The sequence below is a fragment of the Streptomyces longisporus genome, assembly GCF_039532765.1.
In the GTDB taxonomy this organism is placed as follows: Bacteria; Actinomycetota; Actinomycetes; order Streptomycetales; family Streptomycetaceae; genus Streptomyces; species Streptomyces longisporus.
The window spans coordinates 37303-51270 of sequence record NZ_BAAASG010000027.1 but is presented as its reverse complement, the minus strand read 5'-3'; the positions used below and the strand labels follow the sequence as shown (position 1 = coordinate 51270).

16 protein-coding genes are annotated in these 13968 nt (G+C 71.8%); 13 read left to right on the top strand and 3 right to left on the bottom strand.

Annotated elements, in window-relative coordinates; genetic code table 11:
* Nucleotides 1-18: 18 nt before the first annotated feature.
* Both ABD355_RS40655 and ABD355_RS40650 read left to right on the top strand, forming a co-directional pair.
* Complete coding sequence (locus ABD355_RS40655) at nt 19-1218, top strand: sensor histidine kinase (protein ID WP_344406236.1); 1200 nt, start codon at nt 19-21, stop codon at nt 1216-1218.
* A 99-nt stretch (nt 1219-1317) separates the two neighbouring features.
* Nucleotides 1318-1989: a response regulator transcription factor gene (locus ABD355_RS40650; protein ID WP_344406235.1), complete on the top strand. Its 672-nt coding sequence runs from the start codon at nt 1318-1320 to the stop codon at nt 1987-1989.
* 31 nt (nt 1990-2020) lie between these two features.
* Here the strand turns inward: ABD355_RS40650 and ABD355_RS40645 are convergent, their stop codons facing one another.
* Nucleotides 2021-3124 (bottom strand): DUF5937 family protein, encoded by a 1104-nt coding sequence (locus ABD355_RS40645; RefSeq protein ID WP_344406234.1) that lies wholly within the window; start codon nt 3122-3124, stop codon nt 2021-2023.
* Nucleotides 3125-3281: 157 nt separating this feature from the next.
* On the opposite strand from ABD355_RS40645, the gene ABD355_RS40640 reads away from it, so the two are divergent.
* Nucleotides 3282-3497, top strand: coding sequence for a hypothetical protein (locus ABD355_RS40640; protein WP_344406233.1), 216 nt, complete (start codon nt 3282-3284; stop codon nt 3495-3497).
* Here the strand turns inward: ABD355_RS40640 and ABD355_RS40635 are convergent.
* Complete coding sequence (locus ABD355_RS40635; RefSeq protein WP_425585847.1) at nt 3487-4749, bottom strand: threonine aldolase family protein; 1263 nt, start codon at nt 4747-4749, stop codon at nt 3487-3489. The genes ABD355_RS40640 and ABD355_RS40635 overlap by 11 nt on opposite strands.
* A 173-nt stretch (nt 4750-4922) precedes the next feature.
* Between ABD355_RS40635 and ABD355_RS40630 the strand changes: the two genes are divergently transcribed.
* From ABD355_RS40630 to ABD355_RS40585, 10 genes are all read left to right on the top strand, one after another.
* Nucleotides 4923-5852 carry a Rossmann-like and DUF2520 domain-containing protein gene (locus ABD355_RS40630; RefSeq protein ID WP_344406231.1) on the top strand — a complete coding sequence of 310 codons (930 nt, stop codon included), beginning with the start codon at nt 4923-4925 and terminating at the stop codon, nt 5850-5852.
* The gene (panC, locus tag ABD355_RS40625) at nt 5849-6850 is read left to right on the top strand and encodes a pantoate--beta-alanine ligase (RefSeq protein WP_344406229.1); all 1002 of its coding nucleotides are present in this window, start codon (nt 5849-5851) and stop codon (nt 6848-6850) included. The genes ABD355_RS40630 and panC overlap by 4 nt, the downstream gene beginning before the upstream one ends.
* Nucleotides 6847-8568 carry an L-aspartate oxidase gene (locus tag ABD355_RS40620; RefSeq protein WP_344406227.1) on the top strand — a complete coding sequence of 574 codons (1722 nt, stop codon included), beginning with the start codon at nt 6847-6849 and terminating at the stop codon, nt 8566-8568. The genes panC and ABD355_RS40620 overlap by 4 nt, the downstream gene beginning before the upstream one ends.
* Nucleotides 8569-8573: 5 nt before the next feature.
* A complete protein-coding gene (gene nadC / locus ABD355_RS40615; protein ID WP_344406226.1) occupies nt 8574-9551 on the top strand; it encodes a carboxylating nicotinate-nucleotide diphosphorylase in 978 nt (325 codons plus the stop codon).
* 9 nt (nt 9552-9560) lie between these two features.
* On the top strand, nt 9561-10358 hold the full coding sequence (locus ABD355_RS40610) for a type III pantothenate kinase (protein WP_030942637.1): 798 nt from the start codon (nt 9561-9563) through the stop codon (nt 10356-10358).
* Between the two features lie 129 nt (nt 10359-10487).
* Nucleotides 10488-11147 (top strand): hypothetical protein, encoded by a 660-nt coding sequence (locus ABD355_RS40605; protein WP_344406296.1) that lies wholly within the window; start codon nt 10488-10490, stop codon nt 11145-11147.
* Nucleotides 11148-11219: 72 nt separating this feature from the next.
* On the top strand, nt 11220-11399 hold the full coding sequence (locus tag ABD355_RS40600) for a hypothetical protein (protein ID WP_266958539.1): 180 nt from the start codon (nt 11220-11222) through the stop codon (nt 11397-11399).
* 157 nt (nt 11400-11556) lie between these two features.
* Nucleotides 11557-11976: a BlaI/MecI/CopY family transcriptional regulator gene (locus tag ABD355_RS40595; protein WP_425585846.1), complete on the top strand. Its 420-nt coding sequence runs from the start codon at nt 11557-11559 to the stop codon at nt 11974-11976.
* 9 nt (nt 11977-11985) lie between these two features.
* Nucleotides 11986-12537, top strand: a complete 552-nt coding sequence (locus ABD355_RS40590; protein WP_344406222.1) for an amino-acid N-acetyltransferase — start codon at nt 11986-11988, stop codon at nt 12535-12537.
* Between the two features lie 285 nt (nt 12538-12822).
* A complete protein-coding gene (locus ABD355_RS40585; protein ID WP_344406221.1) occupies nt 12823-13158 on the top strand; it encodes a histone-like nucleoid-structuring protein Lsr2 in 336 nt (111 codons plus the stop codon).
* 8 nt (nt 13159-13166) lie between these two features.
* On the opposite strand, the gene ABD355_RS40580 is transcribed toward ABD355_RS40585, so the two are convergent.
* Entirely contained in the window at nt 13167-13778 is a 612-nt protein-coding gene (locus tag ABD355_RS40580) for an SCO3374 family protein (RefSeq protein ID WP_344406219.1), read from the bottom strand.
* Between the last annotated feature and the right edge of the window lie 190 nt (nt 13779-13968).

The window sequence follows — 13968 nt, the reverse complement described above, 5'->3', positions numbered from 1 at the left end:
TTCTTTACGCTGGGTTACGTGCAGCGCCTCTATGACTTCCTCCGCAGACACCCGACAGGGGTCGACACCCTCTGGGCCGTCTTCCTGTTCGGGATCTCGCTGCTGAGCGGAACCGCCAGTTCGGCGGTCCGGGGCACCGACTCACCGGCGCTGATCGTTCCGATCGCGTTTCTGCTGTGCCTGGTGATCGCGCTGCGCCGGCGCATGCCGGAGAAGATGCTGCTGCTGACGATCGGCATCGGCCTGGCGCAGCTGGCGTTGAACGTCCAGACGATGGCCGCCGACTTCGCGATGCTGGTGATCGTCTACACGGTGGCCACGACGGGCAACCGATGGGCCTCCCGGCTCGCGCTGGCCATGGGGCTGTGCGCGGCGCCGATGGCGCAGATGCGCTGGCCGCTGGACGGAAACGCGCTGGGCAATGCCGCGAAGGCGGTCTTCCTGACCGTGCCGTTCGCGCTCGCCTGGGTGCTCGGTGACTCCATCCGCACCCGCCGTGCCTACTTCGCGCAGCTGGAGGAGCGCGCCGCCCGGCTGGAGAAGGAACGGGAGGCGCAGGCCAAGGTCGCGGTCGCGGCCGAACGCGCCCGGATCGCCCGGGAGTTGCACGACGTCGTCGCGCACAACGTGTCGGTGATGGTGGTGCAGGCCGACGGCGCCGCCTATGTCCTGGACGCCGCCCCCGACCAGGCCAAGAAGGCCCTGGAGACCATCTCGTCCACCGGGCGCCAGGCCCTCGCCGAGATGCGCCGCCTGCTCGGCGTACTGCGCACCGGCGAGCACAAGGAGGTCGGCGAGTACGTTCCGCAGCCCGACGTCGACCAGATCGACGAGCTCATCGAGCAGTGCCGCACCTCCGGTCTGCCCGTCGACTTCAAGGTCGAGGGCACCCCCCGCCCGCTGCCCAGCGGCGTCGAGCTCACCGCGTACCGCATCGTGCAGGAGGCGCTGACCAACACGCGCAAGCACGGCGGTCCGAACGCGGGCGCCAGCGTGCGCCTGGTCTACTTCGACGACGGCCTCGGCCTGCTCGTCGAGGACGACGGCAAGGGCGCCCCGCACGAGCTGTACGAGGAGGGCGGCGCCGACGGCCAGGGCCACGGCCTGATCGGCATGCGCGAACGGGTGGGTATGGTCGGCGGCACCCTGGACGCGGGGCCGCGGCCCGGCGGCGGATTCCGGATCAGTGCGCTGCTTCCGCTGAAACCCGCACACTGACGCCTGCGTACGTCCCTCGTTGACACCTGTAACGACCCCGCGGACAGCAACTGCCGCAAACGGAAACCGCCCCAACGGATAAGAACGGAAGAGGTCCCGATGACGATCCGCGTGATGCTCGTCGACGACCAGGTGCTGCTGCGCACCGGGTTCCGGATGGTGCTCGCCGCCCAGCCGGACATGGAGGTCGTCGCGGAGGCGGGGGACGGTGTCGAGGCCCTCCAGGTGCTGCGCTCGACCGCTGTCGACGTGGTGCTGATGGACGTGCGCATGCCGAAGCTGGACGGCGTGGAGGCCACCCGGCGCATCTGCTCGGAGCCCGAGCCGCCGAAGGTGCTGATCCTGACCACCTTCGACCTCGACGAGTACGCCTTCTCGGGGCTGAAGGCGGGCGCCTCCGGGTTCATGCTCAAGGACGTGCCGCCCGGTGAACTCCTCGCCGCCATCCGCGCCGTGCACAGCGGCGACGCGGTGGTGGCCCCCTCGACCACGCGACGTCTGCTCGACCGGTTCGCGCCGATGCTGCCGAGCGTCGGGCAGGAGCCCCAGCACAAGGAACTGGAGCGACTCACCGAACGCGAGCGCGAGGTCATGATCCTGGTCGCGCAGGGCCTGTCCAACGGAGAGATCGCGGCCCGGCTGGTGCTGTCCGAGGCGACCGTGAAGACCCATGTGGGCCGCATCCTGACCAAGTTGGGGCTCCGGGACCGGGTGCAGGTGGTGGTCCTGGCGTACGAGACGGGTCTGGTGCGCGCGGGCGGGCACGGCTGACGGCCCGCACAGGGCCCTGTGCGGACAGGCTCTAGCGGAGTATCCCTTCCAGGAAGTCGCTGCCCAGCCGGGCCAGGACCGCTATGTCCAGCTGGTGCTGTACGTACCGGCCACGGCGGCGCGTGGTGACCAGGCCCGCCTTCTTCAGGACGCTGAGGTGCCGGGATATCTCCGGGGCCGTCATGCCCTGCGTCTGCGCCAGCTCGCTCGTGGTGTGGGCGCCGCGGGCCAGATAGCGGCAGAGGCGCATCCGGACGGGGTGGGACAGGGCCGTCATGCGCAGCGCCAGCTGCTCGACGGAGGGCGGGGCGGCGAGTTCGGGGGAGCCGACCGGATAGTGCAGCACCGGCTGCCAGCCGTGCCGGTACAGGACGGACAGGTGGGGCCAGCCGAGGCTGGTCGGGACGAGGAGGAGGCCGCCGTCCAGCGTGGCCGTACGGCCCACGCTCAGCTTGTCGACCGTGATCCGTTCGGCGGCCTCGTCGAGCGTGACCACCGGGGACACGGCGGCCAGCGCCTCCGCGAGGCCCTTGCGGCGCAGGAGGTCGGTCTTGTGGCGGGCGTCCGCCGTCAGTTGGTGGCGCAGCCGGGACCAGACCTCCGCGAAGAACGCCTCGTCGCAGTCCTGGAGGAACTGCCGCAGCCAGCGCCGGATCCTCGGCGGGTCGGTCAGCAGCAGCTCGCTGAACCGCACCTGCCCCGGGCCCCGCGCGGCGGCCAGCTCAAGGGCGCGCTGCCGCAGCCCGGCGTCGACGAGAGGGCTCGGTCCGTCGCCGTAGGGCATCGCGCAGCCGAACTCCAGGGCCGCGTCCACGAACTGTTCGTCCGTCAGCTTGTCCAGCAGGTCCAGCTCCTCGGCGAGCGTGGCCCCGGGGAGTGCGGCGCCGCCGGGGATGCCCGCGCAGGGCAGGAACAGGTCGGAGAACGTCGTCCGCCACAGGAAGTCCGCCTCGCACATCCGGTCGGCGAGATGGGAGTCGAGCCGGGCCGTCACCCCCGTCACCCAGCCCTGCAGACCGGGATGGTGCCCCGGCTCGGACAGCGCGTGCAGCGCCATGCCGAGCTCGGCCAGGGGCGAGGGGACGACGGCGACCCTCTCCGGCCGCAGCCCCGCGATGTCGATGTGCACGCTCATGACCTCATGGTGCACCCCGCCACTGACAAGGCCCGCGTCGATTGACGGCGGCCGTCAATCGACGCGACTTCACGGCCGCGGCGGCGCAGCCCGGGAGCACCGGGGTAGCCGCGCAGCCCACGAATCCCCCTGTCCACGTCCGAGAAGGCGAACAGCCATGAGCATCACCCAGCACTACCTCCTCGACACCTACCGGGCCCGGAAGCTCGGCGAACCGGACCCGCCGGCGCCCGGGGCCCAAGTCCGGCAGGTGGTACGTGAGGTACGAGACCAGCGGCGGTTCCGTGCGGTCCTCGCCGGGCGTCCGGCCCATGGGCGGATACGGCAGGCCCTGGGCCGGTGGCTGCACCTGCGGTCGCGCTCTACCTGCTGACCGCCCCCGCCGCGCCGACGGCTTCCGCCTTGCCGGCCTCCTCTTCGAGCCGGGACACGAACCCGGCGACCGCCGACTTCACGTCCTCGGCCGTCCACTCCAGGCCCGCGGCCCGGACGGACACCTCGGTGAACGCCAGGCCCGGTCCCTTCGGGTCCCAGGCGTCCGCGAACAGGAGGGTGCCCGTCTCCTCTCCGTGCCGGACGGCGGCCTCCGCGAGCACGTCGGGGTCGTACGGCAGCCAGACCTGGAACTCGTTGGTGTGCGGCACCTCGGGGTGGACGCGTACCCAGGGCACCCCGGCCGCCGCGAACCCCTCGCGCAGCGCGTCGGCCACCACGCGCGCGTGAGCGACGTACTCGGGCAGCCGGGGCAGCTCACGCTCCAGCCCCGCGAGGGCGGACAGCACCGTCGGGAACTGCTGGAAGATCTGGCCGCCGTACCGGTGCCGCCAGGTCTTCGCCTCCTCGATGAGGCTCTTCGGGCCCGCGAGCGCGGCGCCGCCGAAGCCGTCGAGGGACTTGTAGAAGGACACATAGACGCTGTCCGCGAGGTCCGCTATCTCGTCCAGGGGGCGGCCGAAGTGGACGGTGGACTCCCACAGGCGTGCGCCGTCGAAGTGCACGACGGCGTCCCTTTCGCGGGCGGCCGCCACGACCTCGGTGAGGTCCTCCCAGGACGGCAGCACGAAACCGGCGTCCCTGAGGGGGAGTTCGAGCATCAGCGCACCGAAGGGCTCCTCGAAGTCGCGTACCTCGTCGGCGGTAGGCAGCTGGGGCCCGCTCGTCACCCGCACCGGGCGCAACCCGCTGACCTGGCTGAACGCGTTCCGCTCGTGCACCTCGGGGTGGGCCAGTGCGTGCAGGGCGACGGTGGGGCTGCCGGTGCGGCCCGCCCAGCAGCGCAGCGCCACCTGCTGGGCCATGGTGCCCGTCGGGAAGAACGCGGCGGCCTCCTTGCCGAGCAGCCCCGCGACCTTCTCCTCCAGGGCCTCGACGACGCCGTTGCCGTAGATGTCAGCTGGCTCGTCCAGGTCGTACACGTCCTGCACGCGGTCCAGCAGCGCCAGGCGCTCCCGGAGCGTGCCCAGGAAACCGGGGCGCGCGAGGACGCGCTCCGCGCTCCGGTACGCGCCGATGCGCCGCTTGCGGCGCCGCTTGCGCCGCTCTTGGTCTGATATCTGGTCTTCGTCCGATGTCGGGTCGGAGTGCCCCTCGACCTGCTGCGCCGCATCGCTCATACCCCGGATCATGCCCGGCGTGGGTACGGGCGGGCACACGGTTTTCCCCGGAGCTTGCCGGGCGGCGGTGCCGTGGCGTAACCCACAGCCTGTGGACAACCGGACGCCCTTCGAACCGATCGCGTTAACATGACGAGAAATCGTCCGGTACCCGGAGCGGACTGGAACGGGAAGGCCGCCGTCGCGTGAGTACAAGCCAACAGCCAGACCCCAGGGACCGTCCCGCGCGGCTCACCGTAGGCGTCGTCGGCGCCGGTCGTGTGGGCCCCGCGCTCGCCGCGTCCCTCCAGCTCGCCGGGCACCGTCCGGTGGCCGTCTCCGGAGTCTCCGACGCCTCCAGGAGGCGCGCCGCGCAGCTGCTGCCCGATGTGCCGCTGGTGCCGCCCGCCGAGGTTCTGGAGCGCGCCGACCTGGTCCTGCTGACCGTCCCGGACGACACCCTGCCCGGCCTGGTGGAGGGGCTCGCCGAGACCGGTGCCGTACGGCCGGGGCAACTGCTCGTGCACACCTCCGGGCGGTACGGCGCCAAGGTCCTGGACCCCGCCCTGCGCGCGGGCGCGCTGCCGCTGGCCCTGCATCCGGCGATGACCTTCACCGGCACTCCCGTGGACGTCCAGCGCCTCGCCGGGTGCTCCTTCGGGGTCACGGCGCCCGAGGAGCTGCGGCTGGCCGCCGAGGCGCTCGTGATCGAGATGGGCGGCGAACCGGAGTGGATCGCCGAGGAGATGCGCCCGCTGTACCACGCGGCGCTCGCGCTCGGCGCGAACCACCTGGTCACGCTGGTCGCCCAGTCCATGGAGCTGCTGCGCGAGGCGGGCGTCGCGGCACCCGACCGGATGCTCGGCCCGCTGCTCGGCGCCGCCCTCGACAACGCCCTGCGCTCCGGCGACGCGGCCCTGACCGGCCCCGTCGCGCGCGGGGACGCCGGCACGGTCGCCGCGCACGTCGCGGAGCTGCGCAAGCACGCCCCGCAGACCGTCGCCGGCTATCTGGCGATGGCCCGCGCGACCGCCGACCGCGCACTCGCCCACGGGCTGCTGAAGCCGGAGCTCGCCGAGGACCTCCTCGGGGTACTCGCCACCGGGACCAACGGCGCCGAGGGAGACGCCCGATGACCACCACCCTGCTGCGCACCGCCGACGAACTGCACGCACGCACGCGTGCCGGCCGCCGCGCCGTGGTGATGACCATGGGCGCCCTGCACGAGGGCCACGCCACGCTGATCCGCACCGCGCGCGAGCTCGCCGGGCCGGACGGCGAGGTCGTCGTCACCGTCTTCGTGAACCCCCTGCAGTTCGGCGCGGGCGAGGACCTCGACCGCTATCCGCGCACCCTGGAAGCCGACCTCGAGCTCGCCGAACTGTCCGGCGCGGACGTCGTGTTCGCGCCCTCGGTGGACGAGGTCTACCCGGGCGGCGAGCCGCAGGTCCGCATCACCGCGGGCCCCATGGGGACGCGCCTGGAGGGCGCCTCGCGCCCCGGCCACTTCGACGGCATGCTCACCGTCGTCGCCAAGCTGCTGCACCTCACCCGCCCCGACCTCGCCCTGTACGGCCAGAAGGACGCCCAGCAGCTCGCCCTGATCCGGCGCATGGTGCGGGACCTGAACTTCGGCGTCGAGATCGTCGGCGTGCCCACCGTGCGCGAGGAGGACGGCCTCGCCCTCTCCAGCCGCAACCGCTACCTCTCGCCCGAGCAGCGGCGCACGGCGCTCAGCCTCTCCCGGGCGCTGTTCGCGGGCAGCGACCGGCACGCCGCCCAGGAGGCGCTGCGCGCACGGGCCCGCGAAGTGCCCGCCACGCACGCGCGTGCCGAGGCGCTCAGCGCCATAGGGGAGTCCCGCGCGGCCGCCGACGCGCACGCCGTCGCGAAGGCGCTCCCGGGCGCCCCGACAGCCGTCCGCGCGGCCGCCCGGCTGATCCTCGACGACGCGGCACGGCTGTCGCCGCCGCTCGAACTGGACTACCTGGCCCTCGTCGACCCCTCGGACTTCACCGAGATCGACGACGACTTCACCGGCGAGGCCGTCCTCGCCGTCGCCGCCCGGGTCGGGACGACCCGGCTGATCGACAACATCCCACTCGTATTCGGAACCCCCGGAGCCGCCTCGTGACCAGCACAGGCATACGACTGCACGCCCCCGCCCCAGGGTGGTCCATCGCCGCGGACGTCGTGGTCGTCGGCTCCGGCGTCGCCGGCTTGACCGCCGCCCTGCGCTGCGAGGCCGCCGGCCTGAAGACGGTCGTCGTCACCAAGGCCCGCCTCGACGACGGCTCCACCCGCTGGGCTCAGGGCGGCATCGCCGCCGCCCTCGGCGAGGGCGACACCCCTGAACAGCACCTGGACGACACCCTGGTGGCGGGCGTCGGCCTGTGCGACGAGAACGCCGTACGCATCCTCGTCACCGAGGGCCCGGACGCCGTGCGCCGCCTCATCGAGACCGGCGCGCACTTCGACGAGTCCGAGGAGGGCGACCTGCAGCTCACCCGGGAGGGCGGCCACCACCGCCGCCGCATCGCGCACGCGGGTGGCGACGCGACCGGTGCGGAGGTCTCCCGGGCGCTCGTCGAGGCCGTACACGCGCGTGGACTGCGCACGATCGAGAACGCGCTGGTGCTGGACCTGCTCACCGACGCGGAGGGCCGCACGGCCGGGGTGAGCCTGCACGTCATGGGCGAGGGCCAGCACGACGGCGTGGGCGCGGTGCACGCCCCCGCGGTCGTCCTCGCGACCGGCGGCATGGGCCAGGTGTTCTCCGCGACCACCAACCCCTCGGTCTCCACCGGCGACGGCGTGGCGCTCGCCCTGCGCGCCGGCGCGGAGGTCTCCGACCTGGAGTTCGTGCAGTTCCACCCCACCGTGCTGTTCCTGGGCGCCGACGCGGAGGGCCAGCAGCCCCTGGTCTCCGAGGCCGTACGCGGCGAGGGCGCGCACCTGGTCGACGCCGACGGCGTGCGCTTCATGCTGGGGCAGCACGAACTGGCCGAGCTGGCGCCCCGGGACGTCGTCGCCAAGGGCATCCTGCGCCGCATGCTGGAGCAGGACGCCGAGCACATGTTCCTGGACGCCCGGCACTTCGGCGCGGAGATGTGGGAGCACCGCTTCCCGACGATCCTCGCCGCCTGCCGCGCCCACGGCATCGACCCGGTCACCGACCCCATCCCGATCGCCCCGGCGGCCCACTACGCCTCCGGCGGCGTCCGCACGGACTCCCACGGCCGCACGACCGTCCCCGGCCTGTACGCGTGCGGAGAGGTCGCCTGCACCGGCGTGCACGGCGCCAACCGCCTCGCCTCCAACTCCCTCCTCGAGGGCCTCGTCTACGCAGAGCGCATCGCGGAGGACATCGCCGCCGCCCACGCGGAGAACGGCCTCCACGCGCGCGTGCCCGAACCCGTCGAGCACCCCGAGGTGCCCGCGCACCCCCTCCTCGCCCCCGAGGACCGCTTCGCGATCCAGCGGATCATGACGGACGGCGCGGGCGTCCTGCGCTCCGCCGACTCCCTCGCCAAGGCCGCCGAACAGCTCCAGCAACTGCACGCAGAGGCCCGCGACGCCCTCGACGAGAACGGCAAGACGTCCGAGCCCGGCGTCGACACCTGGGAGGCCACCAACCTCCTGTGCGTGGCCCGCGTCCTGGTCGCCGCCGCCCTGCTGCGTGAGGAGACGCGCGGCTGCCACTGGCGCGAGGACCGCCCCGAGCGCGACGACACCGCGTGGCGGCGCCACATCGTCGTACGGCTGAATCCCGACCGGACGCTGGCCGTACACACCACGGACACCCCAGACTTCCCCCCGACCCGGCAGCAGCACCGTCCCCAGGAGCAGTGACAGAAGTGAGCACCCCCGACCTTCCCCTCGCCTCGTCCGGAGGCTGCGGCGACGGCTGTGCCTGCGGCGCGGACGCCGACGCCGAGTACCTGGAGTGCGGGCTCGACCCCGCGCTCGCGCAGCTGCTGGCCGACGCCGGACTCGACCCCGTGGAGGTCGAGGACATCGCCAATGTCGCCATCCAGGAGGACCTCGACCACGGGGTGGACGTGACGACCGTGGCCACCATCCCCGAGGAGGCCGTCGCCACCGCCGACTTCACCGCGCGCGAGGCGGGTGTCGTGGCCGGCCTCAGGGTCGCCGAAGCGGTGCTGTCGGTGGTCTGCACGGACGAGTTCGAGGTCGAGCGGCACGTCGAGGACGGCGACCGGGTGGCGGCCGGGCAGAAGCTCCTGTCGGTCACCACGCGCACGCGTGACCTGCTCACCGCCGAGCGCAGCGCGCTCAACATCCTGTGCCGCCTGTCGGGCATCGCCACCGCCACGCGCGCGTGGGCGGACGTTCTCGAGGGCACGAAGGCACGTGTGCGTGACACCCGGAAGACGACCCCGGGTCTGCGCTCCCTGGAGAAGTACGCGGTCCGCTGCGGCGGCGGCGTCAACCACCGCATGTCGCTGTCGGACGCGGCACTGGTCAAGGACAACCACGTCGTCGCCGCGGGCGGGGTCGCACAGGCCTTCAAGGCCGTACGGGAGGCCTTCCCGGACGTCGCGATCGAGGTCGAGGTCGACACGCTGCACCAGCTGCGCGAGGTCGTGGACGCCGGCGCCGACCTGATCCTCCTGGACAACTTCACGCCGGGCGAGTGCGAGGAGGCGGTGGCGCTCGTGCACGGCCGCGCAGCCCTGGAGGCGTCGGGCCGGCTCACCCTGGAGAACGCGAAGGCGTACGCCGACACCGGCGTCGACTACCTCGCCGTAGGAGCCCTGACCCACTCCTCGCCGATCCTCGACATCGGTCTCGACCTGCGAGCGGCGGAGTAGGGACCGGCCATGCTGCTGACGATCGACGTAGGGAACACGCACACCGTCCTGGGTCTCTTCGACGGGGACGACATCGTCGAGCACTGGCGCATCTCCACCGACGCGCGCCGCACGGCGGACGAACTGGCGGTGCTTTTGCAGGGCCTGATGGGCATGCACCCGCTGCTCGGCGACGAACTGGGCGACGGCATCGACGGGATCGCGATCTGCGCGACCGTGCCGTCCGTGCTGCACGAGCTGCGCGAGGTGACGCGCCGGTACTACGGCGACGTGCCCGCGGTGCTGGTGGAGCCGGGCGTGAAGACGGGCGTGCCGATCCTGACCGACAACCCCAAGGAGGTCGGCGCCGACCGCATCATCAACGCGGTGGCGGCGGTCGAGCTGTACGGAGGGCCCGCGATCGTCGTGGACTTCGGTACGGCTACGACGTTCGACGCCGTCTCCGCGCGCGGGGAGTACATCGGCGGTGTCATCGCGCCCGGTATCGAGATCTCCGTCGAGGCGCTCGGCGTCCGCGGCGCACAGCTGCGGAAGATCGAGGTGGCGCGGCCGCGGAGCGTGATCGGCAAGAACACGGTCGAGGCGATGCAGTCCGGGATCATCTACGGGTTCGCCGGCCAGGTCGACGGGGTCGTGAGCCGGATGGCGCGGGAGCTGGCGGAGGACCCGGACGACGTCACGGTCATCGCGACCGGCGGGCTGGCACCGATGGTGCTGGGGGAGTCCTCGGTGATCGACGAGCACGAGCCGTGGCTGACCCTGGTCGGACTGCGGCTGGTGTACGAGCGGAACGTGGCGCGCATGTGAGGCCGGCCCTGCGGCGCAACCGGGTGGCTCGGCCGCGCCACACCCGTCCCCTGTAGCGAAATATGTCGAATTTGTCTGATTAGCGCGTATCGTCGCCGCATGCCCACGCCATACGGATCACGCGGCGGCATGGCGTTCGGCGTGGAGGAGCTGCGTGTGCTCCGCCGCGCCCTCGCCCTCGCCCTTCAGCCAGGCCCCACTCCTGCCGGGGACGTCCAGGACTGCCTCCGTCTCGCCGAGTCGCTAGACGAGGCGATGCGCGAGGGCGCCAGACTGCGTGCCTTCCTGGTGGCCGACCTGGCGCGCTACCGCGCCGCCCTGCCCGCAGCCACGGCCGACTACCTCGTCCTCCTCGAGGAGGCGCTGGGCGCCGGGTACCGCCCGGACCCCGACGACCTCGCCGCCCTGCGGGCGCTGCGCGGCAACCCGGCCGCCTCCGTCCTCCTGGGGCGTTGCCGGATGCTCGCCGAGCAGGACGTACGCGCTCGCCTCGCGGGCGATCCGGCCCGTTCGGCAGCCCCGACCGTCCCCGCCGCCCGCAACCGCCTCACGGCCCTCCAGGGCGGCCTCAAGGGCACCGACGGGCGCCTCGGGCCGGACGTGGACCGGGACCCCGCCAGGAAGCCCGAGAAGAAGCCCGCCGAGAAGCCGGCGGCTCCCAAACCGGCCCCTGCCCCCGCCGCCCCGAAACCGGCCCGTCCCATCCCGACGCCGGGCGAGGTCTTCCCCCGCCGGAAACCGACCCCGCCGTCCGGCTCCAACCCGCCCCGCCACCTCGCCGCCGGCTGACCCGGCCCGAACCGTCGAAACCACCCCAACCCCGCCCCGTCCGCCCCGCCACCCCGTGGCTACCCTGGACGCATGGACTACGTCTCCGCGCTTGTGCCCCCGGTCGTCATGGCCGTGTTCTTCATCGGCGTGATCAGGGTGATCGTGAAGACCCAGGGCGGGGCCAACAAGGCCAAGGAGGACGCTGCCGTCGACGCCGCCATCGCGCGCGCGGAAGGGGTCCGGCAGGGCCCCGCCAAGACCGACGGCTGAGTTCCTCCCGGGCGGCGCCCCCTCGGCGTGCGGCTCCCGCGCGTGCTCGCGGCTTCGAGTCGTACGCCCTTTTTGTTCCCGTATGACGGTGAAAGTGCCCGTTCCGGGGCGCCAATGGGGAGTTCTCCCACTATTGTGCTGAGGTGTGCCTCGCCCATTGGGAGAACTCGAAGACGCGGTCATGACGCGGGTGTGGAAGTGGAACCGCCCGGTGACCGTTCGAGAAGTCCTGGAAGACCTTCAGCAGGAACGGTCCATCGCGTACACCACGGTGATGACCGTTTTGGACAATCTCCATCAGAAGGGCTGGGTGCGCCGGGAGGCGGAAGGCCGCGCCTATCGATATGAGGCCGTCTCCACCAGGGCCGCCTACGCGGCCGCTCTGATGAACGACGCCTGGTCGCAGAGCGACAACCCCGCGGCCGCTCTCGTCGCCTTCTTCGGGATGATGAGCGAGGAACAGCGAGGGGCCCTCAGTGACGCCGTACGCATCGTCCAAGGGCCGGAAACACCCGAAGCGGCCCCGGATACTGCAGGCGAGAACCCCGGGGCGGCACAGGAGGACGACGGGCGATAGCGTCCGCTCATGTCAGCGATGAGTCCCGAAGGCCCCGAAGGCCCCGAAGTCAGCGCTAAAGCCATCACTGTCCGGCGGGCCCGCACCAGCGATGTCACGGCCGTGCGCCGTCTCCTTGACACCTACGTACGCGGCCGCATCCTGCTCGACAAAGCGACGGTCACCCTTTACGAGGACATCCAGGAGTTCTGGGTCGCCGAACGGGACGACAACGCCGAGGTGGTCGGCTGCGGGGCGCTGCATGTGATGTGGGAAGACCTCGCGGAAGTCCGCACTCTTGCGGTGAAGCCCGGCCTGAAGGGCGCCGGTGTCGGACACCAGTTGCTGGAGAAGTTGCTGCACACCGCGCGCTGGCTGGGGGTTCGCCGCGTTTTCTGTCTGACCTTCGAAGTGGACTTCTTCGCCAAGCACGGCTTCGTCGAGATCGGGGAGACACCCGTCGACACCGATGTCTACGCGGAGCTACTGCGTTCCTATGACGAAGGCGTAGCAGAGTTCCTGGGTCTCGAACGGGTGAAACCGAACACCTTGGGCAACAGCCGGATGCTTCTGCATCTGTGATCGCCGATCACCGAGACGTATTCCGCCCGCCCATGCCCTGGTTCCCTATGTCCGAAACGCGTATGTTTCCGGACGCAGTGGGTCTCTGCCCGGGAGTCGGCCCGCACCGGGTCTCGCGCTCGCTCTCTCGCTCAGTCTCTCGATCGGTCTCTCCAAGGGGTTTGTGTTTTTCCGGCAAAAGCGGTTTGCTTTCCGACGTACTGCAGTACTGCATATAACAGGGGACGGCGAAACGGCGGACGCCGCAGGCCCCCGGCCCTCAAGTTATGGATGAAAGGAAATCCGGTGGCACAGAAGGTTCAGGTCCTTCTTGTCGACGACCTCGACGGCGGCGAGGCGGACGAGACTGTCACGTTCGCGTTGGACGGCAAGACTTACGAGATCGATCTCACGACCGCCAATGCGGACAAGCTCCGTGGCCTTCTCGAGCCTTACGTGAAGGGTGGTCGTCGTACCGGAGGCCGCACTTCGGGCGGACGCGGAAAGGCACGCGCCGCTTCCGGCGGCAGCCAGGACACCGCGCAGATCCGCGCCTGGGCGAAGGAGAACGGTTACGAGGTCAACGACCGCGGCCGTGTCCCGGCGTCCATCCGCGAGGCCTACGAGAAGGCCAACGCCTGATCGCTGGTCTACGGCAGGGCCAGCGGCTGGGCGCACGCGCGCCGCAGCCGCAGCCGGTGGCAGTGTGTTGCCACCGTGTCCACAAGTCGCACGAGATCGGGGGCGCCCCCACCGCCCCTCACAGCCGACAGCGTCGGCAGCGAGGCCTCGACCGCGCACCCCGGCTCGGGGGGCCGCAGCCATACGGCGGCCCCCTGCACGCCCGAGCGGCCCACCGGCCGTACACCCCCCGGTCGCGTCCCGGGCGGCAGCGGCGCGTCCATGGCGCAGCCCGCGCCGAGCGCCCTCAGGTCGAGCGGCAGCGCCCCCCACTCCAGCCAGTCCAGCAGCCCCGGCAGCTCCTCCGCGCTGCCCGCGGCCACCAGCAGCCGCATCCGGCCCCCCTGCAGGGCCACCGGAGAAGCCGGCGCGAGATGGCGCAGGCCCGCCCGGCCCGCCTCGGCCGGGACGTCCAGGACGTCGAAGCGGTCGCCCACGCGGAGCCGTACCGGGGACCCGGGGCTTCCCGCGCGCGGGGGCACTGTCGCCCAGCCCAGTTCGTTCTCGTAGAACCGGCTGACCCGATCGCCCGGATCGAGCGGCCGACGGGGGAGCGGGACCGTGGGGAGGCTGCCAACCATGCCAAGGGCAACCGCCCGAAGAGCTTGCAAGTTACGCTGGGTGTACTGACGAATGCGCAGAGTGTCGAAAAAGGGGGCGTGTGGGGGTGCGGGGCAGCGCAAGGTTGTTCGCCCATAGCGGAGGGAACCGGTGCGCGCGGCATGGAGTGTCAGTCCCAGCGGGTAAGACATCCCTAGTGGGAGGGGGCGA